Source organism: Bacillus cereus group sp. MG16 (assembly GCF_040459875.1).
In the GTDB taxonomy this organism is placed as follows: Bacteria; Bacillota; Bacilli; order Bacillales; family Bacillaceae_G; genus Bacillus_A; species Bacillus_A paranthracis.
In genome coordinates, this window is record NZ_JARVHE010000001.1 from 1401384 (window position 1) to 1426374 (window position 24991).

The following is a 24991-nucleotide window of genomic DNA, read 5'->3' on the forward strand; positions in this document are numbered from 1 at the left end:
AAGGGATATACTACCCTTTGTATAGCTATCGTTCTATCTTTTTTTCCTCATGTCTTTTTGGCGTTTGTCGGAAGGTATCAATATAGATAAGAGAGGAAGGGTTTCCATGTTTAAGAAGATCTTTGGTGTTCTTCAAAAAGTCGGAAAAGCGTTAATGCTTCCAGTTGCGATTTTACCGGCAGCAGGTATTTTACTTGGATTTGGTAATGCATTTCAAAATCCACAGTTAACAAATGTTATTCCTGCATTAAAAGCAGATTGGTTCGTAATGGTAGCAAAAATTATGGAACAATCTGGTGATATTATTTTCGCTAACCTTGCATTATTATTCGCAGTTGGGGTAGCGATTGGTTTAGCTGGTGGAGATGGAGTAGCTGGTTTAGCAGCGTTCGTCGGCTACTTAATTATGAACAAAACGATGAGTGTGTTCTTAGAAGTAGATAAGCTAGTGAAAGTAACAAGTTCTGGAGCAGATCCAGTAAAAATTGGATTTACGGATCCAGCATATGCAAACGTATTAGGAATTCCAACGCTACAAACAGGAGTATTTGGTGGTATTATCGTCGGTATAGTAGCGGCATATTGCTATAATAAATACTTCAACATTGAATTACCATCATACTTAGGTTTCTTTGCAGGTAAGCGTTTCGTACCGATCGCAACTGCAACATTCTCTTTAATAGTAGGTATTATCATGTGCTTCGTTTGGCCATACATTCAAGGTGGCTTAAACACGTTCTCACATCAAATGATTGATGCAAATAGAACGTTAGCAGCATTTATTTTCGGTTTAATTGAACGTTCATTAATTCCATTTGGATTACATCACATTTTCTATTCACCGTTCTGGTTCGAATTCGGTCAGTATACAAATGCGGCTGGCGAATTAATTCGTGGTGACCAAAAAATCTTTATGGCACAGTTAAAAGATGGTGTAGAATTAACAGCAGGTACATTTACAACTGGTAAGTATCCGTTCATGATGTTCGGTCTTCCAGCAGCAGCTTTAGCAATGTACCATGAAGCACGTCCAGAAAATAAAAAATTAGCAGCTGGTATTTTAGGTTCTGCTGCATTAACATCTTTCTTAACAGGTATTACAGAGCCACTTGAATTTTCATTCTTATTCGTAGCACCAGTATTATTCGGAATTCACGCTGTATTCGCTGGTCTATCATTTATGACAATGCAAATTTTAGGTGTTAAAATTGGTATGACATTCTCTGGTGGTTTAATCGACTTCCTATTATTCGGTGTACTACCAGGCCGTACGGCATGGTGGTGGGTAATTATTGTTGGTCTTGTACTAGCGGTTATTTACTACTTCGGATTCCGATTTGCAATCCGTAAATGGAATTTAAAAACACCTGGCCGTGAAGTTGCAAATGCGAATGAAGGTGCAGGAAAAGCAGAAGCTGGTGAACTCCCTCGTGAAGTATTAGTAGCACTTGGTGGTAAAGAAAACATTGCTTCTTTAGACGCTTGTATTACTCGTTTACGTGTTCAAGTTAACGAACAAAAGAATGTAAATAAAGATCGCTTGAAAGAACTTGGAGCAGCTGGTGTACTTGAAGTTGGAAATAACATTCAAGCTATTTTTGGACCGAAATCTGACACATTAAAATCACAAATTCATGATATTATGTCAGGTCGTACACCTCATGTTGAAAAAGCAGAGCCTGTAAAAGTAGAAGAAGCTCCTCAAAAAGTTGATGAAAACGAAACAATCGTTTCACCAATTGAAGGGAAAATCCTACCAATTACAGAAGTGCCGGATCAAGTATTCTCAGGAAAAATGATGGGAGATGGATTTGCAATTGAGCCAACAGAAGGAACAGTAGTTTCTCCAGTTAATGGTGAAATTGTCAACGTATTCCCTACAAAACATGCAATTGGTATACAATCTGAAGGTGGAAAAGAAATTTTAATCCACTTCGGTATTGATACTGTAAAATTAAATGGTGAAGGTTTTGAAGCACTTGTAGCGCAAGGTGACAAAGTGAAACAAGGACAACCATTATTAAAAGTAGATCTTGCATTTGTAAAAGAAAATGCACCATCTATCATTACACCAATTGTATTTACGAATTTACAACAAGGGCAACAAGTCGAATTGAAAAAAGATGGAAATGTTAAGAAGGGCGAAAACGCTATTATTGACATTCAGTAGGAATTTGACGCAAAATGTTTATAATTATAATAGGCGATGTGGTTGACCGAACATCGCCTATTATATACAATAGATGATGTAGTACTCACGTCTATACAACTAAAAAATACTGTAATTTAAAGGAGATAAATTATCATGGAAAAAATCTTTAAAGTAACTAGCGACTCAGGAATTCATGCTCGTCCAGCAACTCTACTTGTAAACACTGCAAGCAAATTTGGTTCTGACATTAACTTAGAGTATAACGGAAAGAACGTTAACTTAAAATCAATCATGGGTGTTATGTCTTTAGGTATTCAACAAGGCGCGGAAATTAAAATCACTGCAAATGGTGATGATGCAGCTCAAGCACTAGCAGCTATCGAAGAAACTATGAAAAACGAAGGATTAGGAGAATAATGACTCTTAACATTCAAGGGATCGCTGCATCAAGTGGGATTGCTATTGCAAAGGCTTTCAGACTTGAAAATCCTGAATTTAACATCGAAAAGAAATCAATTACAAACGAAGCTGCAGAAATTGCACGCTTAGAAGCTGCGCTTGAGAAAGCAAAAACTGAATTAGAAGCTATTAAGGACCACGCTTTTGCTGAGCTAGGTGCTGACAAAGCTGCGATCTTTGAAGCACATTTATTAGTGTTAAATGATCCAGAACTAGTAAACCCAGTAAAAGATAAAGTAAATAGTGAAAAAGTAAATGCTGAATTTGCAATGGATGAAGTTGCATCAATGTTTATTTCTATGTTTGAAAACATGGATAACGAATATATGAAAGAACGTGCTGCGGACATTCGTGACGTAACAAAACGTGTTCTTGCACATTTACTAGGCATTAACTTCTCAAATCCAGGTACAATTTCTGAAGAAGTAATCATTATTGCTGAAGATTTAACACCATCTGATACAGCTCAGTTAAACCGTAAGTATGCAAAAGGTTTTACAACTGATATCGGTGGACGTACATCTCACTCTGCAATTATGGCTCGTTCTATGGAAATTCCAGCTGTTGTTGGTACAAAAGTTGTTATGGAGAAAATCCAAAACGGCGATATCGTAATCATCGATGGTTTAGATGGAGAAGTAATTGTTAATCCATCAGAAGAAACTCTTCGCTCGTTTGAAGAAAAGAAAGCGAAATTTGAAGAGCAAAAAGCTGAATGGGCAAAATTAAAAGACCAAGCTACTGTAACAAGTGATGGACATCACGTTGAGCTTGTTGCAAATATCGGAACACCAAATGATGTACAAGGTATTATCGATAATGGCGGAGAAGGCGTTGGTTTATACCGTACAGAATTCTTATACATGGGCCGTGACAATCTTCCAACAGAAGAAGAGCAGTTCGAAGCGTATAAAGCAGTTCTTGAAGGTGTAAAAGAAGGTCAACCTGTTGTTGTTCGTACACTTGACATCGGTGGAGATAAAGAGCTTCCATACTTACATTTACCAAAAGAAATGAACCCATTCTTAGGATACCGTGCAATTCGCTTATGTCTTGATGAGCAAGATGTGTTCCGTACACAACTTCGTGCATTACTTCGTGCTAGCGTATACGGTAACTTAAAAATTATGTTCCCAATGATTGCAACTCTTGATGAGTTCCGTCAAGCGAAAGCGATCTTATTAGAAGAGAAAGCAAAACTTGTAGAAGCGGGTACAACTGTTTCTGATTCTATTGAAGTTGGTATGATGGTTGAAATCCCAGCTTCAGCAGTATTAGCAGATCAATTCGCAAAAGAAGTTGATTTCTTCTCTATCGGAACAAACGACTTAATTCAATACACAATGGCTGCAGACCGTATGAACGAACAAGTATCTTACTTATACCAACCATATAACCCATCTATTTTACGTCTTGTAAAAATGGTTATCGATGCTGCTCATAAAGAAGGCAAATGGGCTGGTATGTGTGGTGAGATGGCGGGCGATTCACTTGCTATCCCATTATTATTAGGATTAGGTTTAGATGAGTTCAGTATGAGTGCAACATCTATTCTTCCTGCAAGAACACAACTAAGCAAGTTGTCAAAAGCAGAAATGGAAACATTAGCAGAAAAAGCATTAATGATGTCAACTGCTGAAGAAGTTGTTGAACTAGTTAAAAGCATATAATCAATAAAAAAACCTGAGTCGATTTGAAATCGGTCTCAGGTTTTTTCTATGAGAAAAGTAAATCTTATTTTCTTACTATAGAGGATAAGGAACAGAATTAGATAGCGATAGCAACGATATCAGTTGGGCATACACGTAAAATACCAGTAAAAGTATTACGGTTTTGATTGTGCTTATCATCTTTGTTGTTATCTTTATTGTCTTTGTCATTGTTATTACGAGCTAAAGCAGAGAAAAGAGCAACACCGTTAGCGAAACCTTCAAAAATTACATTGTTGAAAGTGCCGTTACCTCTAATGCTTAAAAGAGAAAGCTCTGTTCCAACTGAAATGCTAGCAAGTACGTTACATACAGCTGGTTGTTGTGGTCTAACTACTTCTTTCTCTTTCTCTTTCTCATGATGTCTGCACTCTCTTTCATGATGATGACAGTCTCTAAAGTTATCACAGCATCCAAATGATCCAAACATAATCCTCATCACCCCCTTCACACTTATAATCTATGTAAGTTCGGTAGTGAGTGACTGGACAGAGAGTGGAATTTTTTCTAGGGGAATTTCTCATTTTAAAAGACTAGCTGGGTGTTTATTACGGAATGATGTTTAAAATAGGATAGATATCACAAAAAAGTGTAAAGACCACCGAAATGAATGAAATAGGTAGCCTTTACACTTTTTTGCTTTTATATAAAACGATGATATATACAGGAAGAGCTAACAGTAGCGGTACAATGGATCGTGCAGTATGTTTTTCTGATTCTAATTGGAATGCTTCTTCTTTTGGAAATTGTAAAACTGAAATATTTGCAGCATCGCCAATAAAATATAGAAGCAGTACAGTTACTATGTAACATAAAAGTGCAATAAAGCTTCCGTATGAACTCAATGAAAATCCCTCTCTTGTTATCTATTTGTTATCTATTTGTTATCATTGTATCATAATTGTAACAAAAACACACGGTTATATTTCGATACTTTAACAAAATTCGACACAAAACGTCATTTATATGTATGCGAATAGCATGAAATTTACTGTTTTTTATGTGTGGATGTCGAATCATACATTTTAGTATTACGGATGTGTGACAGAATAAAAAAAGAAACGAAGGTAATGAAATTACCTTCGTTTCTTTTTTATTCGTATGAAAGGGCAGTAAGACCCTCACACTGATTCAAGTTTCACTTTATTATTTTGCCCATTCACTCACTTGTTCTACGCTCATTCGTGGTGCAGGATGACCTTTTAAAGTTGATTCCCCAATTGTAATAAGCATAATTGGTACGTAGCGAGATGAAACATTGAATTCTTCTGTAAGTGCTTGTGGGTTGAAACCACCAATCGCACAAGTATCCCAGCCAGTTGCTTTAGCTGCAAGCATAAGTTGCATTGCTGCTAAAGATGCATTTGAAAAGGCTGCATCTCTTGGGAATTGCTCACGGGCATATGCAGACTCAATATTTTTAGCTAAGCGTTCTTTTGCTTCTTCTTTCATAAATCCTTGTTCTACAATTGGACCATAAACGGGTTCAACGTTTTTATAAGCTTCTAAATCACCTAAAATAGCGACTACAGCAGAAGCATCAAGAATTTGTTGTTGGTTATAAGCAATTGGATGTAATCGTTTCTGTACATCTTCACCTTGGAATACAAGGAATTTCCAATGCTGTAAATTCCAAGCGGAAGGTGCTTGAGCAGCTCCCTTTAAAATCTCGTGTAACTCTGTAGATGAAATTTCTTTCTCTGGGTTGAATGCACGTGTAGATGTGCGTTCATATAAAACATTAAAAAAGTTTTCGTTTGTCATTATATATCCTCCAAATTACATATCAAATTATGAAAAAAATACATGTAATATATTCTACTTACATTTTGTAAGTTATCGAATTTAAGAATATAATATCTTTATTTTAATTGTCAAGTTTTCAAGCGGAAGCTAGGGCATTCATACAAACGATACAATTCCTATAATCATACACTAAAAAAGGAATTTATAGAGTGAAAAAGCAAAGATAACATTCTCAATTAGCTTGTTAACATGTATCCCTCACTCATTAAAGTTTTTAGAGAACAGTTTTTTATAAAATGTTTGTGAGGAATTCTGTAGAACAAGATATATGAAGTGAGTGAAGACTAGTGATGAACATACTACATTTTTTATTAGAGAATACGGTTTTCCAAAATGTATTACAAGATCTTCAGTTAAATGTCCTTTATATAGAAAATGGATGCACACATCAACAAACGATAGAAAATATCCATCCAAAATGTATGTTTATAGCAAATAGTTTTGAAGAAGGAGAAGTATTATTTCAGAGGACTAAACCACATATTGTAATTATGTATGTAACAGATTTTTCTCAAATAAAATATATAAAGAATATGTATAATCCACAGAGTACATTTATTGTCATTTGGGATCAACAAATAACAAGCGAGTTTGCAGAGGTGCTTACGTTAGGAATACGTAATATTGTGATAGCTCCTGTGACTCCGCAAATGGTGTTAGAGGAAGTGAATAAAAGTTTATATCAGCTTTCTTTAGTGCGGCAAGTAAGTTTGCAACAAGAACTACTTCAAACGATGTTTGATTTTCGAAATGATCTATTATTTATAGTAGAAGACGATGAGATTGTTGATTGTAATACAAATTTTTTAGAGTTTTTCGGATATGAAAATTTGTTTGCGTATCGTGAGCAACATTTAGTATTTGCTGAACATCTTATTAGAGAAAATGGATACTATTCAACAACTCATGATATAACATGGTTAGATGATACATTATCATATGATAGAAGAATTAAGATGTCCAACTATGAAGGGGAAGTGTCAACTTTTTTATTGCGTGCGACACCATTGCCAGAAGATTTATCAAGATTTATTGTGAAGTGTACAGAGATTACCGAATTAGATGAAATCTATCAAGAACAAGAAAGACTTGCTATGATAGATTCGTTAACAGAGATTTATAATCGTTTGAAATTCCAACAAATACTCGAGGCAGAATGGGATAATGCGATGCGTAATAATGAAAACATAGCACTTATTTTATTTGATATAGATAATTTTAAAGCAGTAAATGACACGTATGGCCATGATTTTGGTGACTTAGCATTAATTGAGCTTGCAGAGCTCATGAAATCTAAAGTGGAGCAGCAACATGTATTTGCTAGGTGGGGAGGAGAAGAATTTATTATTTTAGTAACGAATACAGTAGAAAAAGAAGCATTTCAAGTTGCGGAATCATTACGATTTTTCATTGAAACAAAGCAATTCTCAGGAATTTCGAAATTAACAGCGAGCTTTGGAGTTGCATTATATGAAAAAGGGATTACAAGAGAAGAATTAATGCAACGAGCGGATATTGCATTATATGAAGCGAAAAAAAATGGGAAAAATCAAGTGTGTGTATATAGAAAAGAAAAAAAGTGATTTTTCGCAACAAATTGTTGCGATTTTTTTTTATTACTTGATAATAGAGTGTAGGGGGGATTTTGAACGAAGGAATTATGGAGGAACAAAATGATAAAAAAAATAATGATGATAGTTTCAATATGTGCAGTAGTTTGTGGAGGAGTATACTATTTTCTCTATAATTCTAATATAAAGGAAAATAAAGAATTAACAACTAAGGTGAATCCTGCTGTTGAATCAGAAGTACAAGAGAATATAGAAGAAGAAAAACAAGAAAAGCAAATTGATTACGCTAGCATATCACAAAAATTAGATCAATATTTAGTCGGAAAGCAATTCAATGGAACAGTTTTGGTAACAGATAAAGAGCATGTTATATTGAATAAAGGATATGGGTATGCTGATGTTCAAAATAAAATAGAAAATATGCCTCACACAAAATATCGTATCGGTTCTATTACGAAAACAGTTGTGGCTACATCTATTTTACAACTGCAGGATCAAGGTAAGCTGAATATTCAAGATAATGTAAATAAATATATTCCTTCATTTCCGGAGAATAAAAATATTACGTTATATCATTTATTAACGCATACCTCTGGTTTACCTGAACACGCAAAAGGCAATGTTAATGCTGCTTCCCGTTTACAGTTAATGAATTGGATTGGACGTCAAAATTTAGAATTTCCTGCAGGAACAGGTTGGAGATATACAGATTATAATTATATGGTGCTTGCCTATATAATAGAACATATATCGAAAAAACCTTTAGGAGATTATATAAAAGAAAATATATTTACAAAAGCAGATATGCATGAATCTGGTATGGGAAATATGGTACCTGGAGATAAAAATTTTACAAAGGGTTATGTGAAAAAAAATCAAGAGCTTGTACCAGCGCAGAAGGTAGGCATGGATTGGCTATATGGTTGTGGTGAGATGTATACGACAGTTGGAGATATGAAGAAATTAGACGAAGCAATTATAAATGGAAAACTTCTTTCTGAACAAAGTATACAAGCGATGTTTTCACCTTCAACAGAACGAAAATATGCATTTAGTTTTTACATATATCCGGATTATTTTCATAATCATGGTGTACTATCTGGTTGGAACACTTTCAATAATTTTAATAAAGAAAAAGGGACTTTTGTTATTTTATTTTCAAATGTGAAAAATAGTATGGATGACGACTTCAATAAAGATTTCCGAAAGATGGTAAGTGATTTATTAGAACAAAGGGGATGAGAAAATGAAACATAAAAATGTATCAATTGGTTTCATTGGTATTGGTGTAATGGGAAAAAGTATGGTGCGTCATTTCATGCAAGACGGTCATACAGTATATATATATAATAGAACAAAATCGAAAACAGACTCTTTAGTGCAAGATGGTGCAAATTGGTGTGATACACCGAAAGAGTTAGTAAAGCAAGTTGATGTTGTAATGACTATGGTTGGGTATCCACATGATGTAGAAGAAGTGTACTTTGGGATAGATGGAATTTTGGAGAATGCAAATGAAGGCACGATCGCAATTGATTTCACGACATCTACACCAACATTGGCAAAACGTATTAATGAAACTGGTAAAAGTAAGAATGTATATACGTTAGATGCACCTGTATCTGGAGGAGACGTTGGTGCGAAAGAAGCAAGACTCGCAATTATGGTCGGTGGAGAGAAAGAAATATATGATAGATGTTTACCGTTATTTGAAAAACTAGGAACAAATATTCAGTTGCAAGGGCCTGCTGGAAGTGGACAACATACAAAAATGTGCAATCAAATTGCGATTGCTTCTAATATGATTGGAGTATGTGAAGCTGTTGCTTATGCAAAAAAGGCTGGATTAGATCCTGATAAAGTATTGGAGAGTATTTCAACGGGAGCAGCAGGTAGCTGGTCATTAAGTAATTTAGCTCCTCGAATGTTAAAGGGAGATTTTGAACCAGGTTTTTATGTAAAGCATTTTATGAAAGATATGAAGATCGCGTTAGATGAGGCTGAAAGATTACAATTACCAGTACCAGGTTTAAGTTTGGCGAAGGAATTGTATGAAGAGCTAATAAAAGATGGAGAAGAAAATAGCGGAACACAAGTGTTATACAAAAAATACGTAAGGGGGTAAATGAGATGGATCTTCAAAAATTTGATGAGATGATTGATACTGTACAAAGAGCAACATGTATACAAATTAATGAAAAACAAAAAGAAGCTTTTAAACAAAAATATGATTTTGAACCGAATTTCGAATATGGAAGAGATGAGAAAGGGCATTACGTTATTCGAACTTCAAAAAAGATGCTAGAAGAAATGGAATTTTATTTGGCATTGAAATATGATCGAGATGGAGTTGACCTTTACATGGAAGCGGAGATTGATGGTATATATCATGTATCTGTTAGCTATAGTGAAGACGCTTTGCACTTACAAGAATTGTTTCAATTTCTAGAAGAAAAAAAATAAAAGTCCTCATTTGAGGACTTTTATTTTTAATTTTGTAATTATAAGCTAGAAGCCCGGCGGCATCGTTCAATTGGGAATGGAATAACTTGCGCGATGTGATTAGGACCGAATTGTTTTGTACGAGCATGGCGTACTATATAAAATGCACAGAGAATTGAAACAGGAATAGCACCGAATAAACCAAAAAGTAAAGCGCTTACACAAGATGCGACAAAACCTAAAACACCAACTTCTAACTCTTCCATAATGGCTCCTAAAATAACAGGAAGTGCTCCACACATAACTCCTAGTATAAGTGCGATAAGTAAACTCATGATTCTCCCCCTCTGTTTGCGATTTTCTTTTCCTTCTTAGTTAATTGTAGTATATCATATATAAAACAGAATTTTCAGAAAAAATTCAAAAAAAGTTCAATAAATGTTCAAAAAGTATTAATAAATATACTTGAAAAATTGAAGGGAGAGATTGTACTGAAAAGAAGGAATAATGCGGTTAGAACCATAAAAAATCAGGCTTATTTCAAAATGAAATAAGCCTGTTCCATAGGAGGATGTATATATGTAGAGTGAATAAAAGGTTGGAAAAGGGGGTCCAAGACCTTTTATTCAACTAACTACCTTAATAGATTGGAACCCAGCCTTCAGTTGTAACAAAAATACGAATAGCTACAACTTGACGATCATCTTGCAAGGTAAAATAATGTCTTGCATTTTCAGGAACAGATATGAGATCGCCTGGCTCAAGTTCAACGTCAAAGAATGTCCCATCTTTTCCTTCAATGGCAAAGATGCCATGCCCACTAACAATAAAGCGAACTTCATCATCAGTATGATGATGTTCTTTTTGAAAATTAATTAATAATTCGTCAAGGTTAGGTGTGTTATTTGAAAGTGAAATTACATCATGTGCTTTATAACCTCGGCGTGCTGAAACATCAGCAATTTCTTTTGAAAACACAGCTAATATTTCAGCTTTGTTTTCATCTGTTAATGAGTAATTTTCTTTTAAATGAGTAGGAAGTTTGGAAATATTCCATTTCTCATATAAAACGCCTTCCTCTTGTAGAAATTTTGATACTTCCACTTCATTTTCAATGCGAGTATTTATTTCATGAATACGAATTTGCGCCATTAGAAACGCCTCCTTGAATTGATAATAGTTTTATATGAAATTGGAATAAAAATTCATAAGCTTCTAATCTTTTCTTTGCATCAAAGCTATCTCGGCCCCATACGGTAATACCATGGTTACGGATTAATACTGCCCCCGAATCTCCTTGTATATGCTTGCGGAAGTTTTCTCCAAGCGTTGGGATATGAGCATGGTTTTCGATAATAGGAATGTTTATTGTTGCATCTTCTTCCCAAATATCGAGAGCTTTAATAATTTCTTGATTTTGAAGTGTGACTGCATCGCTATATAAATTTGTGATGACATTATTATCGGTTGTATGAACATGAAGGACGCACCCGGCATTCGTATTGTTATAAATATGTGTGTGTAAAATTGTTTCTGCTGAAGGGCGTAATTCAGTCTCTAATACGGGAACCCCTAGATGATCTACTAATAGAAAATCATCTGGAGTCGTTTTTGTTTTATCTTTACCACTTGCTGTAATGAGAAAAGTGAGTGGTTCATGACTAACCTTTATAGAAATATTACCACTCGTTGCTGGAAACCAATTTCGTGTTGTTAATTCTTTTTTTATCTCGCTTAAGTCATACCATTGACGAAAAAGTTGTTTCATAATTTCACCTCCAACAAATGTTTTAATTCAGTTTGAATATCGTGAAACGATTCAAATGGTGTATAAGAAATATGATTTTCTTCACACTTTGTAATAAGGAAATCACGAGCGAACACTTTATCCGCTTGTTTCGCAGCTTGTAAATCAGTAATTGAATCCCCAATTACAATATGGAAGTCATTCGTATTACTTAATTTACGGATGAGTGATGATTTACATAATCCGCAATGATTTTGACAATGATGATCACAAGGGTGAGGCCAATTCACTGTAATGTATTCATTTGAAAAATCTGTTTCATTACAGTAAATTTGCTCTTTTGGAATGAGTCCTTGTAAGAGTGGATAGACGAAGAAATCCATTCCACCTGATATAACATAAAAGGAAATATTATTTTCATTTACAAATTGTATAAATTCATGAAAACCATTACGGATTTCAGCAGTCTCTATTAAAAATTGAATAATCTTATCGTGCAGATTAGTAGGTATGAATTGAAATAATTGAGAAACACCTTCTTGAATAGATAGCTCCTGGGATAAAATTTTATTCTTTACTTCTTCAGCTTCTGGAGGTGCGAATTTTTCCATAATAGACATAATGTTATCATTATTTGTAATCGTGCCATCGAAATCACAAAATATTTGAATACTCATAATTTCACCTCATGAGAGGGGTTTCCCCATATTTGTAGTGCACTATGCAAATTTATGTCATCTACTTCATGAAGTGGTTTATTTTGCAAAGTAGCATCAATTGCAGCACGGAAAGCTTTACCGCCGCCCTGCGCCCCATTTGGATGTCCATGTATCCCGCCACCAGCATTAATCACAACATCTTTACCGAAATCTCGTACAATAAAGGGAACGAAACCAGGGTGAATACCAGCAGACGGAACAGAAAAGCTGTTCTTGAAACATGCATCGTCTTCAGTTAAATATTTTGAGATAGCAAGAGCTTCCTCTTTTTCTAGCGCAACACTTCCGTATGGAGATGGGAATAATGAAAAGTCAGCCCCAGCATAACGGAGTAGCTTTCCGAGTAATAATGGAGATGAAACTCCATATAACTTAGATGCAGAATAAGCACCACTTACAGCAGGGTGTGCCATAATAGGAACTGGGATTTCATCATCTTCTGCAAGTGATTGTAGTACATCTAGTCCGTAAGAGAATACGTTAAATAATAGAATATCGGCTCCAGCTTGCACTGCACGTTTCGCATTTTCTTTTAAATCAAAAGTTCGTCCTGTTAAATTTACGGCATATAACGTTTTATGTCCGTACGTTTCATATACGGATTGTAAAACTTCTTTTCCAGATATGATGCGTTTCGTAAGTGGTGTTAATGCATTTTCAAATAATATTTCATCATCTTTTACGATATCTACACCACCAATTGCTTGATCGCGTAATTGCGTTTTTAAATACCCAATATTTCGTCCAATCATTCCTTTAAAAATACTCATTAAAAGGGGACGATCATGTACTTGTAAAAGATTTCGAATACCATCTATCCCGAATTTTGGACCAGGAAACTGTTTTTTTAACTCGTCTGAAAAAGTTAAGTCAATTAATTTTACCTCGCCATCAAGTGATAGCTTTCCAAATGTAGTTGTTAAAATTGCTGGTAAATCCGGACTAAAATTTAATAACGGATATTCAATTTTAATAATTCCGCGTTTTACTTTTTTACGTAAATACGAATTGGTATGTTCATGTTCAGCTAATTCCTCAACATGAATGACGTTGCCTTTATGTTGTTTTAATTGTTCTTGCAATAAATGTGGCAAATGTGTCCAAGAGCCAATTGTTAAACCGAGTGCAATTTGCTCAGCTTTTTTTTCTAAGTTATGTGAATCATCATGGATTAAATATGTCGCTATAATTCCGCTCATTGTTATAACCTCCTAGTTAAATAAAAAAACCTCTCAGCTAAGGAGAGGTTTTTTTACAACCAGCTCCTTATCTGTCAGCGTAATGCTGCGAGAATTAGCACCGTGTCTACAATTGTAGATCGGTTGCCGGGTTTCGTCGGGCTCGTCCCTCCACCTGCTCTTGATAAGAAGTATTTAGAAATGTTTAAATTTTTAAGATAACTGAATTTTGTCAGATATTTTTCATGTTGTCAATTACTTTTTGAAAAAATTTAGTTTATCGATTCGATTAATGGCTTCTCGTAATCTATCTTCTGTATGCAAGAGACCAACGCGGACGTACCCTTCACCATGCTCACCAAATCCAACACCAGGAGCAACTGCGACATGTGCTTTTTCTAGCAAAATATTAGAAAATTGCTCAGAAGTATATCCTTTTGGAACAGGAAGCCATGCAAAAAATGATCCGGTTGGAATGTCTACATTCCAACCAATTGAGTGACAAGCTGAAATAAGAGCGTTTCTTCGAGATTCATAACTATTTACAAGGTCTATTACGCAAGACTGCGAACGTAATAGTGCTTCGCGGGCAGCATCTTGAACTGCACCAAAAATACTAACATACATATGATCTTGTAATAAGTTAATGGTTTCAATAACACTTTCATTCCCTACTGCAAAAGCGATACGCCACCCAGCCATATTGAAAGTTTTCGATAGAGTATAAATTTCAATTCCTGTATCTTTAGCACCGTCTGCTTGTAAGAAACTAACTGGCTTTTGACCATCGAACCCTATAGCACCATAGGCAAAATCATGAACAACTAATATATTATGTTTATTAGCAAATTGAATCGTTTCATCAAAAAAATCTTTTGATGCAGTAGCACCTGTAGGGTTATTTGGGTAGTTTAAAAACATTAATTTTGCACGCTCGGCAATAGAGTCATCAATTTTTGTATAATCTGGTAAAAACTTATTTTCTGCAATAAGCGGCATTGTTTCAAATTGTGCTTTCGCTAAAGCAACTCCTGATAAATAATCTGGATAGCCTGGATCGGGAACGAGAATTGTATCACCAGGGTTTGTAAAGCAAACTGGTAATTCTACTAATCCAGCCTTTCCACCAAACAATATAGCAACTTCAGTTTTCGGATTTACTACTACATCATATTCACGTTGATAGAATGTTGCCACGGCTTCTTTTAAGCTTTCATGTCCGCGAAATGGCGGATATTTATGATGAATGGTCTTTTCTGCAGCATCTTGCAAAGCTTTTACGATATGCTGCGGTGTTGGTTGATCTGGATTACCTTGACCTAGATTAATAACATCGTGACCAGCTGCTACAACTTTGTTAACTTTTGCAACAAGTGAAGCGAAAAATTGTGTTGGCAATGATGTTACTATCTCAGAAGGTTGAAATGATTTCATACTTTCCACCTCTTTTGAAAGTTGTTACAATTCTAGTGACAAATGATATAATCTTTCCAGTATTTTGTAAAGAAAAAAATAAGAATGGGGCTGAAAAAATGAAAGTCGCATGTATTCAAATGGATATTGTCTTTGGAGATGTAGAAAAAAATATTGAGAATGCTAAAAATAAAATAAGTGAAGCGATGAAAGAAAGACCAGATGTTATTGTTTTACCAGAACTATGGACCACAGGATATGATTTAACGAGACTCTCTGAAATTGCAGATAAGGATGGATTAGAAACGAAAGAAAAGCTGAAAGAATGGTCGAAACAATATGCTGTACATATTGTTGGTGGTTCTATAGCGAAGCAAACAGAGCAAGGTGTTACAAATACAATGTATGTTGTAACAAATAGAGGAGAACTAGTCAATGAATATAGTAAAGTGCATTTATTTCAGCTTATGGATGAACATAAATATTTAATCGCTGGAAATCGTACTGGTGAATTTAAGTTGGATGATGTAGAATGTGCTGGAACAATTTGCTATGATATTCGTTTTCCGGAGTGGATGCGCGTTCATACTGCTAAGGGTGCAAAAGTTTTATTTGTTGTAGCTGAATGGCCATTAGTTCGTTTAGCACATTGGCGTTTGCTATTACAAGCAAGAGCAGTTGAAAACCAGTGTTATGTTGTAGCATGTAATAGGGCAGGGAAGGATCCAAATAATGAGTTTGCTGGCCATTCTTTAATTGTCGATCCTTGGGGTGAAGTTGTTGTAGAAGCGAATGAAGAAGAATCAATTCTATTTGGAGAGCTTACATTCGAGAAAATTAAAGAAGTACGCAAAGGAATTCCAGTTTTTGCAGATCGACGTCCAGAATTATACAAATAAAATGTTGACAAGTGATTTTTATTCTTGGTATAGTCTTCAACATAAAGTTAAAAATTCTAAAAAATTATACAACTCTTATCAAGAGCAGGTGGAGGGATTTGGCCCGATGAAGCCCAGCAACCGACCGTAATACCATTGTGAAATGGGGCGTTTATGACGCCAAAAGGCACGGTGCTAATTCCAGCAGAAAGTAAAACTTTCTGGCAGATAAGAGGGGAGAAGATAAACTTCAAACCTCTTTCTTAGTGGAAAGAGGTTTTTCTGTGTTAGAAAAACCTCTGAATTAAAAAAAGGGGGAGAAGACGATGGGATATTATTCATTAACAGAAGTAACCGCTGTACAATATGCGAAAGAACATGGCTATTTTGAAAAGAAAGCAAATGTAGTTTGTCATGAAATTGGAGATGGAAATTTAAATTACGTGTTCAAATTAGATGATGGAGAGAAGTCTATTATAATAAAACAAGCACTACCATATGCGAAAGTAGTTGGTGAGAGCTGGCCGTTGTCTATAAAAAGAGCGACGATTGAAAGTAAGGCGCTGCAAATTTTTGCAAAGTATGTGCCGGAATATGTGCCGGTAGTGTATAGTCATGATGAAGAATTAGCGGTAACAATCATAGAAGACTTATCAAAATTAACTATTACAAGAAAAGGATTAATAGATGGAGAAGAGTATCCACTTCTATCCCAGCATATCGGTCGTTTTCTAGCGAATGTTTTATTTTATACTTCAGATTTTGGTTTACAGTCAGAAGAGAAAAGGGTACTAGAAGGTACATTTGTAAATCCAGACCTTTGCAAAATTACAGAAGATTTAGTGTTTACAGATCCGTTTGGGCATTACGATACGAATGATTATGAGTCGGAGTTACAATTGGCTGTAGATGAACTATGGAGTGATAAAACTTTAAAACTAAAAGTAGCGCAATATAAATATAAATTTTTAACGAGAAAAGAGGCACTCATTCATGGAGATTTACATACTGGAAGTATTTTTTCATCACCTTCTGAAACGAAAGTGATTGACCCAGAATTTGCAACGTACGGTCCATTTGGATTTGACATCGGGCAATTTATTGCAAATCTATTATTAAATGCTCTATCTAGAGAGGAAGAACAGAGAAGTGTGCTATTTTTCCATATTGAGAAAACATGGAGCTATTTCGTAGACACTTTTACGAAGTTATGGATTGGAGAAGGTGTAGAAGCATATACGAAAGAGAAACAATGGTTGCCGATTATTTTGCAAAATATTTTTACGGATGTGGTCGGATTTGCTGGATGTGAGCTTATCCGAAGAACAATTGGCTTAGCACATGTAGCTGATTTAGATGAAATAGCAAATAAAGAAAAGAGAATTCAAGCCAAGAAACAAGCTTTATCCTTAGGTAAAGAACTAATAAAATATGAATCTAAAAACGCTGATATTCAACTGTTCCGAACATTATTTCAACAGACAGTTTCTGGAGGGGTAAAAGCATGAGTACAGTTGTTACGATTCCGAGGTCTGTCAGTTGGAAAGGTGATGCCATTGCAGTATTAAATCAAACAAAGTTGCCGCATAGCACAGAATATAAAACATTAACGACGATTGAAGAGGTATGGAAAAGTATTGTCATGCTAGAAGTAAGAGGAGCACCTGCAATTGGAATTGTAGCTGCATTTGGATTGGCGCTTGCATCAAAAAAATATACTACTTTACATATTGAAGAATTTCAAAAGAAGTTTAATAGAGATTGTAATTATTTAGGGACGTCACGCCCGACAGCAGTCAATTTATTTTGGGCAATCGATCGTATGAGAGAATCTATTCAAGAAATTACTACAATAAAAGAAGCGCAAAAAATATTAGAAGAAGAAGCGCTTCGTATTCAGCAGGAAGATGAAGCGGTATGCCGGAGTATTGGAGAACATGCATTAACATGCTTTAAAGACGGTGATAACATTTTAACAATTTGTAACGCTGGCAGTATTGCAACTGCTAGATATGGTACTGCATTAGCACCGTTTTATATTGGGAAAGAAAAAGGTGTACATTTACATGCATATGCATGTGAAACGAGACCGGTTTTACAAGGCGGTCGCTTAACGACCTGGGAATTAAAACAGGCAGGTATTGATGTAACACTTATTACAGATAATACGGCAGCTCATGCTATTCAAACGAAAGAAATCAACGCAATTATTGTAGGAGCGGACCGAATTGTCGCAAATGGGGATACAGCAAATAAAATCGGAACGATGAATTTAGCTATATTAGCAAAGTATTTCGATATCCCGTTCTACGTTGCAGCTCCACTATCTACATTTGATATTACGAAACAAACAGGTGCAGAAATTGTTATTGAAGAAAGAGATGAAACAGAAGTTACGAAAATTTTTGGGAAACAGGTGGCACCAGTTGGAACTACTGTTTATAATCCTGCATTTGATGTAACACCGAATGAATTAATTACAGGTATTATTACTGAGCAAGGTATTATACGTGGAGATTATAAGCGAGAAATTGCATCATTGTTTGAAAAAACAAGCTAATACATAATAGCTTGTTTTTCTATGCCTAAATGTGTTCTTTTCTCTTATTTATATAATGAAAGGAGGAGAAAAAGATGGAAGAGTGGATCAAGATGATAGGTAATGTAGGGTTTCCAATTGTTGTAACATTATATTTACTCCACCGTATTGAAAGTAAATTAGATGGGGTAATTGTTGCAATAGAGAAGTTGCCACGGCAATTACTACAGTATGATGATCCTCGCAATAAAAAATAAAGTTTGCTCTTCGTGAGCAAACTTTATTTTTTATTGAGCGGTATAACCACCATCGATAACGACAGCTTGTCCAGTTATACCTTTCGCTTTTTCGCTCGCTAAAAACATCGCATAATCAGCAATCTCTTGTACTTGTAATAAGCGTTTTTGTGGGACAAGTGGATAAATGACATCCTCTAAAACATTTTCAAGTGGTACATTTCGTGTAGTGGCCAAGTCTTGTAGTTGATTACGTACGAGAGGGGTATCGACATAACCAGGACAAAGTGCATTAACAGTAATTCCGTGAGTAGCCCCTTCTAAAGCGGCAACTTTTGTTAATCCAATTACGCCATGTTTTGCGCTATTATAAGCAGCTTTTCCAGCGAATCCAACGAGGCCATTAATGGAAGCTACATTAATAATTCGGCCATATTTTTGCTTTTTCATAATGGGAAAGGCATGCTTAATGGCGATAAAAGGAGCGATTTGCATAATTTTAATTAGTAGCTCGAATTTTTCGGTTGGAAAATCTTCAATTGGTGAAACGTGTTGCATGCCTGCGTTATTAATTAATATGTCTAATGAACCGAAATGATTAACAGTTTGGGAAATGGATGCTTCTATTTCTTCTTCGGATGTAACATCACATTTTAAGCCGATAGCTTGAAAGCCCTCTTTTTGTAGTTGTTCAGCAGCTTCTTTTGCACGTTCTTCAAGACGATCGGTAATAACAACTTTTGCACCTTCTTTTGCAAAAGCGTTTCCCATTTCATATCCAATACCACTTGCAGCACCTGTTAAAAAAACAACTCGATTTGTAACCATGATGAAAAACATCCCTTCGTAATAAAGTTCTCATGTTGCTCTATTTAGAGAGTGGATAAGAAAAATCCTGCAAAGATTTGGAAAAATATTGTTAGCTATCTTGTTTTGCAAAATAGTCTCTGCTATACTATTTTGTAAAGTAAGATACTTACGCTTATCTATCTTGTAAAACAAGATAGTGGGAGGATTTGAATTATGTCGACAAGTCAAATGCTGAAAGGGATTTTAGAAGGATGCTTACTTGCTATTATTTCTGAAGGTGAAATATACGGTTATGAAATGAGTGAGAAGCTAGCAAAGTATGGCTTTACAATGGCGAGTGAAGGAAGTATTTATCCGTTATTAATACGAATGCAAAAGGAAGGATTCATAACAAGTGTAATGAAAGAATCCCCAACTGGTCCAAAACGGAAGTATTATACGTTAACAGAAAATGGCGAAGATGCACTGGATGAATTTATGGATCGCTGGGAAGCGATGCAAAGTAGTGTGGAACGTCTACTTGAAGGGAAGGGGAGAAGAAAATAATGCTATCAAATGAAGCGCGAAAATTTTTATTAGATATGAGATTGTTTTTGACTGCAAAGAGTGTGAAAGAAAGCGATATTGAAAGCTTTATCGAAGACGCAGAACTTCATTTAATAGAAGGTGAGAGTGATGGGAAAAGTGTAGAAGAAATTTTCGGAAGCTCACCGAAAGAATATGCAAATGAACTTGTAAAAGTGATGGAAAGGGATAGACAGGAAACGTGGAAGCAAATTGGTTTTACAGTAATGAATATCGTATCGTTTTGGATTATGGCTTCTATCCTAATAGTGAATAACGGATTATTACAGATGTCACTTATTCAGTGCGTTGGATATAGTTTGTCATTGATTTTAGTTGTGATAGGTCCTAATTTTCTACTTCGCAAAATGACTTTCGTAACAAGTTTTACAAAAACATGGTTTGCTATGTGGTCGTTAGTCATAATCGCACCAATGTTTCTAATAGGGGCTGTAACGATATTAGATGTGATTTATCCTACAAAAATGTTTATATTCACCCAAATGCAAAGTTATATATTAGCTGGTAGTATTTTCATCATTACAGTAGCAATAAATATATATTTTAATGGATGGTTTAAAAACTTATATTTAATTATTCCACTTTCGATTATGTTACTGTTTAAAACATTTACATCAGAAGACCTTGTTCCAATGTTATTTCAAATTATATGTTTATACGGAAGTTTGTTTATTTTAATTTTTGTTGAAATTATGATGAAGACGAATAGAAGAGAAGCGATTAAATAAGGGAGGGATTATCATGCAGATTTCTAAAGAAGGAGAAAAGTTTTTAATTGATACGAAAGTGTATTTAATAACAAAAGGAATGAAAGAAGAAGATGTGGATGCCTTTTTAGAAGATGCAGAGCTTCATTTAATTGAAGGTGAGAAAGAGGGAAAGACGGTAAGTGATATATTTGGTGATTCACCAAAAGAGTATGCGGAAGAATTAGCTAAAGAGATGGAGAAGGATAAAGGCGGGAGTATAAAGAGTATTTTAGGAATGATAATTGGTATTGGCGGGTATTGGTTACTTACAAATATTTTATTTGGAAATCCGAATCAACAATTTACGTTAACAAATGTACAGTTAATTGGTTATCCTATCGTTTTAATTATTACGATTATTGGAACGATTGTTGCGTTTAGAATGTCTTCTTTTAAAAGTAAATTAGTAGAGTTTGGAATTATTTATGTAATAGTGATGATACCTATTTTATTATTAGTGTTATTAATGTTTATGAATAAATGGTATGGGACGCCAATTTTACAATTGTCGACAATGCAGACATATATATTAGCAGTAACTATATTTTTATTACTTCTTATTGGTGAAGTATATGTTCTTGGTTGGATGGGTGTTGCGGTACTTATTGTTCCTCTTGCGATTATGTTCTTATTTAAAGACTTAGAAGAAAGAAATGTATTTTGGGGAATTGCAAAGATCTTACTTATGTATGGAAGTATATATGGATTAATGAGATGGTCTTTAAAAATTGAAGAGAGAAAAAGTGTAAATTAGTTGAATTCTAATTTTTATTAAGAGGAGAACTAATATGCAAAGTATATTTTAAGGTATATTGTCTATTTTATTTTTAGGTTTAGCGATTTTCAGGTTATGTTTTGTTCTTCGGTTTAATAGGTAAAGGGCTGCTCTGGATATGCAAAAAATTATTTCCAAAGAAATATTATATAGAGATTTTTAGAGTAATTGTATTTATGTTTAGTTGTATATTTGCATCCGTTGCAGCCGAAATTTGGTTTATTGATTGGAATCTATTGTTTTAAACAGTAACAAAATCGTTACTGTTTTTTTCTTTGCAATAAAGAGCTTTGTAAAGAGAGAGCTTTTTGTTCGTTCGTTAATAGAGACTGAATATGGACATTTTCAGGGCGAGGGACGATCGGATACATAAGATTTGTTGGAGAAGGATGGTGCTCCGAGCCAGTTGGGGAATGAGGATCTGCGTGAGTAAGTTTTCCGTGAACACGTCTTGTAAATAAAATATGACCAATTTCATGAGCGAGCGTATATATATTTTTCATAGGAGCAGCCGAGTTTGTTAAAACGATATACCCTGTAAGTTGCTGTTGTTTTGCTAAAGAGTAGGCACAGGCAATTACTGCTGTTTCTTTGAAATAATCACTGCCAATATAACAAATGTAAAGGTCGCATTCAGGAGCTTCATTTACACAAGTTTGAAAAAAGGATGCTAATTTTTCCTGACTTTGAATAGAATCTTTATAACTAATTTCACGGTCTGAAAAGCGGAAGAGTTCATTTAAAACAATTACTTCTTGAATTTGAAATGTAATCGGGTGCCAAATTGACTCTGCAACTGCTAAATCCTTTGCAATACGGTCATCAGAAATATCGGCGCCTGGAGTAATGCAAATACATATATTGACGTATGGATCCATAAGGAACACCTCAACTGAAAAAATTCTTCCTATAATATATGTTGGGAAAAGATCCTATGTATGGATAAACGCCTTGTTTATTACAAGTCGAAAAAATTTCATAGTTCTATAACATGGTTTGGCTGTCTTTTTGATATAGTAAAGGAAAGGGGGAGAATATATGTATACATTAAAAATCGTTTCAGACAGAGAAGCACTGTATCAATTTGCAAGTTATGTAAGAGTTGTACAAGGGGTGGAAGATGTATATGTAGAGGTGGGAGAACCTTTATATGAACATCCTTTAATGAAATTTTATGTACATATTAAGCTTGAGGAAACATATGAGCAACATAAAGCGTTACAAGAAATAGCAAGATTAGTAGAATTAGGGCGTTTTACATATGTCCATTATCGTAATGATGAAATAGAAGAAGCTTTTGAAGCTGTAAAATATGAAAGTTTTAAGAAATAAAGGTGAAAAAAGGGAGCGAAAGCTTCCTTTTTTTCTTTAAAATTACATCAACAAAAGGAGAAAAATTTTGTTATGATAAGGGAGGGTGAGGAAAGGAGAGTTTACATATTGGGGTATATTGAAGAGTTACGCAAAGTCGTTGGTACAAGACCGCTTATTCTAGTAGGATCAGCAATTATTATCTTAAATGATAATCAAGAAGTATTGCTTCAATATCGTTCAGATACATATGATTGGGGTGTTCCTGGTGGAGCGATGGAGCTAGGAGAAACGACAGAAGAAACTGCTCGTAGAGAACTATTTGAAGAGACGGGACTAAATGCGAAAATTATGCAATTTATCGGGGTTCTTTCAGGAAAAGAAGTGTACTTCCAATATCCAAATGGAGATGAAATTTTTAATGTCATTCATCTGTATCAGGGACATCATGTGAGCGGGGAATTAAGGCTTGACCATGAAGGATTACAGCTTCAATATTTTCCTGTAGATAAGTTACCGAATTTGAATAAAACAACAGAGAAAATTTTACAAAAATTTCTATACGCATTAACAGAATAGAGGGTTAATTCCTTCTATTTTTATTATATTAAATATTTTGATTTTTTAGTATGTTTATAGTATGATAGGTGTAGACATACATCTTATGGAATTTCACCTAAAAACTGACTAGGGTACATAAGAGAGGGGCAAGTGCAAAATGCATAATGTTGTTATTACAGCTGCAGTTCGTTCGCCAATTGGAACTTTTGGGGGAGCGCTAAAAAATGTAACGCCAGTAGAATTAGCTGTTCCTGTACTTCAGGAAGCTGTAAAACGAGGCGGGGTAGAACCACACGAAGTTGATGAAGTGATTTTAGGTCATTGTATTCAAAGAACTGATGAAGCAAATACGGCGAGAACGGCTGCATTAGCGGCAGGGTTTCCTGACACAGTTACAGGTTATACAATCCAACGCCAATGTTCTTCAGGTATGCAAGCAATTATGTCAGCTGCAATGCAAATTCAATTAGGTGTAAGTGAAGTTGTCGTTGCAGGTGGAGTAGAAGCAATGAGTTCAAGCCCTTATGCATTAAAACAACATCGCTGGGGACAACGCCTACAACACGGAGAAATTCGTGATACGGTGTGGGAAGTATTAGAAGATCCAATTCATCATATTATGATGGGGGAAACAGCGGAAAATTTAGTTGAACAATATGAAATTACAAGAGAGGAACAAGATGAAGTTGCGCTTCGCAGTCATACATTGGCATTGAAGGCAATCGAGTCTGGATATTTTGACGATCAAATTGTTCCTATTACAATAAAAGAACGTAGAAAAGAAGTAGTATTTTCGAAGGATGAACATCCACGTGCTGACATTACAGCAGAAAAATTAGCAGGATTAAAACCAGCTTTCCGTAAAGGCGGATCTGTAACGGCAGGGAATGCATCTGGTCTGAATGACGGAAGCGCGGTTCTAGTATTAATGAGCGAAGAAAAAGCGAAAGAAAAAGGCTTACAACCGTTAGCTAGAATTGTTGGATATTCAGTAGCTGGAGTAGATCCAAAAATTATGGGGATTGGACCAGCACCAGCAATTCGTAAAGGATTAGAAAAAGTAGATTGGTCATTAGAAGATGCAGATTTACTGGAAATTAATGAAGCTTTCGCTGCGCAATACTTAGCTGTAGAGAAAGAACTAGGTTTAGATCGTGAAAAAGTGAATGTAAACGGTAGTGGTGTAGGACTTGGACATCCAATCGGTTGTACAGGAGCTCGTATTACTGTAAGTTTAATTCATGAATTGAAGAGACGCGGGTTAGAAAAAGGAATTGCCTCTCTATGCGTCGGCGGCGGTATTGGGGTAGCATTATTTATAGAAGCACTATAAAAAGAAGCAGCAATCGCT

The 24991-nt window shown here is 35.1% G+C and carries 28 protein-coding genes, 1 pseudogene and 2 riboswitches; of the genes and pseudogenes, 18 read left to right on the forward strand and 11 right to left on the reverse strand.

Features of this window, described 5'->3' with window-relative positions:
• Nucleotides 1-106 precede the first annotated feature (106 nt).
• The 3 genes from ptsG (at nt 107) to ptsP (ending at nt 4281) form a co-directional block, all read left to right on the forward strand.
• On the forward strand, nt 107-2170 hold the full coding sequence (gene ptsG / locus QCI73_RS07400) for a PTS glucose transporter subunit IIABC (protein ID WP_327922549.1): 2064 nt from the start codon (nt 107-109) through the stop codon (nt 2168-2170).
• A 135-nt stretch (nt 2171-2305) separates the two neighbouring features.
• Nucleotides 2306-2569, forward strand: a complete 264-nt coding sequence (ptsH, locus tag QCI73_RS07405) for a phosphocarrier protein HPr (protein WP_000411079.1) — start codon at nt 2306-2308, stop codon at nt 2567-2569.
• On the forward strand, nt 2569-4281 hold the full coding sequence (gene ptsP / locus QCI73_RS07410) for a phosphoenolpyruvate--protein phosphotransferase (protein WP_000174221.1): 1713 nt from the start codon (nt 2569-2571) through the stop codon (nt 4279-4281). Before ptsH ends, ptsP begins: the two co-directional genes overlap by 1 nt.
• Nucleotides 4282-4378: 97 nt before the next feature.
• Here the strand turns inward: ptsP and QCI73_RS07415 are convergent, their stop codons facing one another.
• The 3 genes from QCI73_RS07415 to QCI73_RS07425 all read right to left on the reverse strand — a co-directional run bounded on the left by QCI73_RS07415 (nt 4379) and on the right by QCI73_RS07425 (nt 6084).
• Nucleotides 4379-4750 (reverse strand): DUF3915 domain-containing protein, encoded by a 372-nt coding sequence (locus QCI73_RS07415; RefSeq protein WP_000468012.1) that lies wholly within the window; start codon nt 4748-4750, stop codon nt 4379-4381.
• A 196-nt stretch (nt 4751-4946) separates the two neighbouring features.
• Nucleotides 4947-5165, reverse strand: a complete 219-nt coding sequence (locus tag QCI73_RS07420) for a hypothetical protein (protein WP_000100487.1) — start codon at nt 5163-5165, stop codon at nt 4947-4949.
• Between the two features lie 301 nt (nt 5166-5466).
• Nucleotides 5467-6084, reverse strand: coding sequence for a nitroreductase family protein (locus tag QCI73_RS07425; protein WP_000180604.1), 618 nt, complete (start codon nt 6082-6084; stop codon nt 5467-5469).
• Between the two features lie 332 nt (nt 6085-6416).
• On the opposite strand from QCI73_RS07425, the gene QCI73_RS07430 reads away from it, so the two are divergent.
• The 4 genes from QCI73_RS07430 to QCI73_RS07445 all read left to right on the forward strand — a co-directional run bounded on the left by QCI73_RS07430 (nt 6417) and on the right by QCI73_RS07445 (nt 10160).
• Nucleotides 6417-7709 (forward strand): GGDEF domain-containing protein, encoded by a 1293-nt coding sequence (locus tag QCI73_RS07430; protein ID WP_001023204.1) that lies wholly within the window; start codon nt 6417-6419, stop codon nt 7707-7709.
• A gap of 90 nt (nt 7710-7799) precedes the next feature.
• Nucleotides 7800-8939 carry a serine hydrolase gene (locus tag QCI73_RS07435; protein WP_353822716.1) on the forward strand — a complete coding sequence of 380 codons (1140 nt, stop codon included), beginning with the start codon at nt 7800-7802 and terminating at the stop codon, nt 8937-8939.
• Nucleotides 8940-8943: 4 nt separating this feature from the next.
• Complete coding sequence (locus QCI73_RS07440; protein WP_000681093.1) at nt 8944-9822, forward strand: NAD(P)-dependent oxidoreductase; 879 nt, start codon at nt 8944-8946, stop codon at nt 9820-9822.
• A 5-nt stretch (nt 9823-9827) separates the two neighbouring features.
• Nucleotides 9828-10160, forward strand: a complete 333-nt coding sequence (locus QCI73_RS07445; protein ID WP_000365613.1) for a DUF3909 family protein — start codon at nt 9828-9830, stop codon at nt 10158-10160.
• 38 nt (nt 10161-10198) lie between these two features.
• Here the strand turns inward: QCI73_RS07445 and QCI73_RS07450 are convergent, their stop codons facing one another.
• The 6 genes from QCI73_RS07450 to QCI73_RS07475 form a co-directional block, all read right to left on the reverse strand.
• Nucleotides 10199-10474 (reverse strand): hypothetical protein, encoded by a 276-nt coding sequence (locus tag QCI73_RS07450; RefSeq protein ID WP_098921516.1) that lies wholly within the window; start codon nt 10472-10474, stop codon nt 10199-10201.
• Nucleotides 10475-10778: 304 nt separating this feature from the next.
• On the reverse strand, nt 10779-11291 hold the full coding sequence (locus QCI73_RS07455) for a 1,2-dihydroxy-3-keto-5-methylthiopentene dioxygenase (protein WP_327922552.1): 513 nt from the start codon (nt 11289-11291) through the stop codon (nt 10779-10781).
• Complete coding sequence (locus tag QCI73_RS07460; RefSeq protein WP_327922553.1) at nt 11269-11907, reverse strand: methylthioribulose 1-phosphate dehydratase; 639 nt, start codon at nt 11905-11907, stop codon at nt 11269-11271. The genes QCI73_RS07455 and QCI73_RS07460 overlap by 23 nt, the downstream gene beginning before the upstream one ends.
• Complete coding sequence (gene mtnX, locus QCI73_RS07465; protein ID WP_353822717.1) at nt 11904-12563, reverse strand: 2-hydroxy-3-keto-5-methylthiopentenyl-1-phosphate phosphatase; 660 nt, start codon at nt 12561-12563, stop codon at nt 11904-11906. Before mtnX ends, QCI73_RS07460 begins: the two co-directional genes overlap by 4 nt.
• Nucleotides 12560-13804 (reverse strand): 2,3-diketo-5-methylthiopentyl-1-phosphate enolase, encoded by a 1245-nt coding sequence (mtnW, locus tag QCI73_RS07470; protein ID WP_353822718.1) that lies wholly within the window; start codon nt 13802-13804, stop codon nt 12560-12562. Before mtnW ends, mtnX begins: the two co-directional genes overlap by 4 nt.
• 64 nt (nt 13805-13868) lie before the next feature.
• A riboswitch (SAM riboswitch) is annotated at nt 13869-13974 on the reverse strand.
• A 64-nt stretch (nt 13975-14038) separates the two neighbouring features.
• Nucleotides 14039-15217: a pyridoxal phosphate-dependent aminotransferase gene (locus QCI73_RS07475; RefSeq protein WP_327922555.1), complete on the reverse strand. Its 1179-nt coding sequence runs from the start codon at nt 15215-15217 to the stop codon at nt 14039-14041.
• Between the two features lie 14 nt (nt 15218-15231).
• On the opposite strand from QCI73_RS07475, the gene QCI73_RS07480 reads away from it, so the two are divergent.
• The 4 genes from QCI73_RS07480 (at nt 15232) to QCI73_RS07495 (ending at nt 18870) form a co-directional block, all read left to right on the forward strand.
• A complete protein-coding gene (locus tag QCI73_RS07480; protein WP_353824096.1) occupies nt 15232-16095 on the forward strand; it encodes a carbon-nitrogen family hydrolase in 864 nt (287 codons plus the stop codon).
• Nucleotides 16096-16167: 72 nt separating this feature from the next.
• Nucleotides 16168-16309: riboswitch (SAM riboswitch) on the forward strand.
• Between the two features lie 91 nt (nt 16310-16400).
• On the forward strand, nt 16401-17582 hold the full coding sequence (gene mtnK / locus QCI73_RS07485; protein WP_044790714.1) for an S-methyl-5-thioribose kinase: 1182 nt from the start codon (nt 16401-16403) through the stop codon (nt 17580-17582).
• Nucleotides 17579-18634: an S-methyl-5-thioribose-1-phosphate isomerase gene (mtnA, locus tag QCI73_RS07490; protein WP_327922556.1), complete on the forward strand. Its 1056-nt coding sequence runs from the start codon at nt 17579-17581 to the stop codon at nt 18632-18634. The genes mtnK and mtnA overlap by 4 nt, the downstream gene beginning before the upstream one ends.
• A 74-nt stretch (nt 18635-18708) precedes the next feature.
• Nucleotides 18709-18870, forward strand: a complete 162-nt coding sequence (locus QCI73_RS07495; protein ID WP_000393333.1) for a YvrJ family protein — start codon at nt 18709-18711, stop codon at nt 18868-18870.
• Between the two features lie 30 nt (nt 18871-18900).
• Here QCI73_RS07495 and QCI73_RS07500 read toward each other — a convergent pair whose 3' ends face one another.
• Nucleotides 18901-19677, reverse strand: a complete 777-nt coding sequence (locus QCI73_RS07500) for a 3-hydroxybutyrate dehydrogenase (RefSeq protein ID WP_000258436.1) — start codon at nt 19675-19677, stop codon at nt 18901-18903.
• A gap of 195 nt (nt 19678-19872) precedes the next feature.
• Between QCI73_RS07500 and QCI73_RS07505 the strand changes: the two genes are divergently transcribed.
• The 4 genes and pseudogenes from QCI73_RS07505 to QCI73_RS07520 form a co-directional block, all read left to right on the forward strand.
• Nucleotides 19873-20205: a PadR family transcriptional regulator gene (locus tag QCI73_RS07505; protein WP_049112781.1), complete on the forward strand. Its 333-nt coding sequence runs from the start codon at nt 19873-19875 to the stop codon at nt 20203-20205.
• Complete coding sequence (locus QCI73_RS07510) at nt 20205-20972, forward strand: DUF1129 domain-containing protein (RefSeq protein WP_327922557.1); 768 nt, start codon at nt 20205-20207, stop codon at nt 20970-20972. The genes QCI73_RS07505 and QCI73_RS07510 overlap by 1 nt, the downstream gene beginning before the upstream one ends.
• A 13-nt stretch (nt 20973-20985) precedes the next feature.
• On the forward strand, nt 20986-21747 hold the full coding sequence (locus QCI73_RS07515; protein WP_327922558.1) for a DUF1129 domain-containing protein: 762 nt from the start codon (nt 20986-20988) through the stop codon (nt 21745-21747).
• 89 nt (nt 21748-21836) lie between these two features.
• A pseudogene (locus QCI73_RS07520) lies at nt 21837-22013 on the forward strand (DNA-binding protein); the annotation flags it as partial.
• A gap of 15 nt (nt 22014-22028) precedes the next feature.
• On the opposite strand, the gene QCI73_RS07525 reads toward QCI73_RS07520, so the two are convergent.
• The gene (locus QCI73_RS07525) at nt 22029-22646 is read right to left on the reverse strand and encodes an ImmA/IrrE family metallo-endopeptidase (RefSeq protein WP_000371612.1); all 618 of its coding nucleotides are present in this window, start codon (nt 22644-22646) and stop codon (nt 22029-22031) included.
• A 160-nt stretch (nt 22647-22806) separates the two neighbouring features.
• Between QCI73_RS07525 and QCI73_RS07530 the strand changes: the two genes are divergently transcribed.
• From QCI73_RS07530 to QCI73_RS07540, 3 genes are all read left to right on the forward strand, one after another.
• Nucleotides 22807-23100, forward strand: coding sequence for a DUF3928 family protein (locus QCI73_RS07530; RefSeq protein WP_000288327.1), 294 nt, complete (start codon nt 22807-22809; stop codon nt 23098-23100).
• Between the two features lie 108 nt (nt 23101-23208).
• Entirely contained in the window at nt 23209-23658 is a 450-nt protein-coding gene (locus QCI73_RS07535; RefSeq protein ID WP_000540524.1) for an NUDIX hydrolase, read from the forward strand.
• Between the two features lie 139 nt (nt 23659-23797).
• Nucleotides 23798-24973, forward strand: coding sequence for an acetyl-CoA C-acetyltransferase (locus QCI73_RS07540; protein WP_000552088.1), 1176 nt, complete (start codon nt 23798-23800; stop codon nt 24971-24973).
• Nucleotides 24974-24991 lie beyond the last annotated feature (18 nt).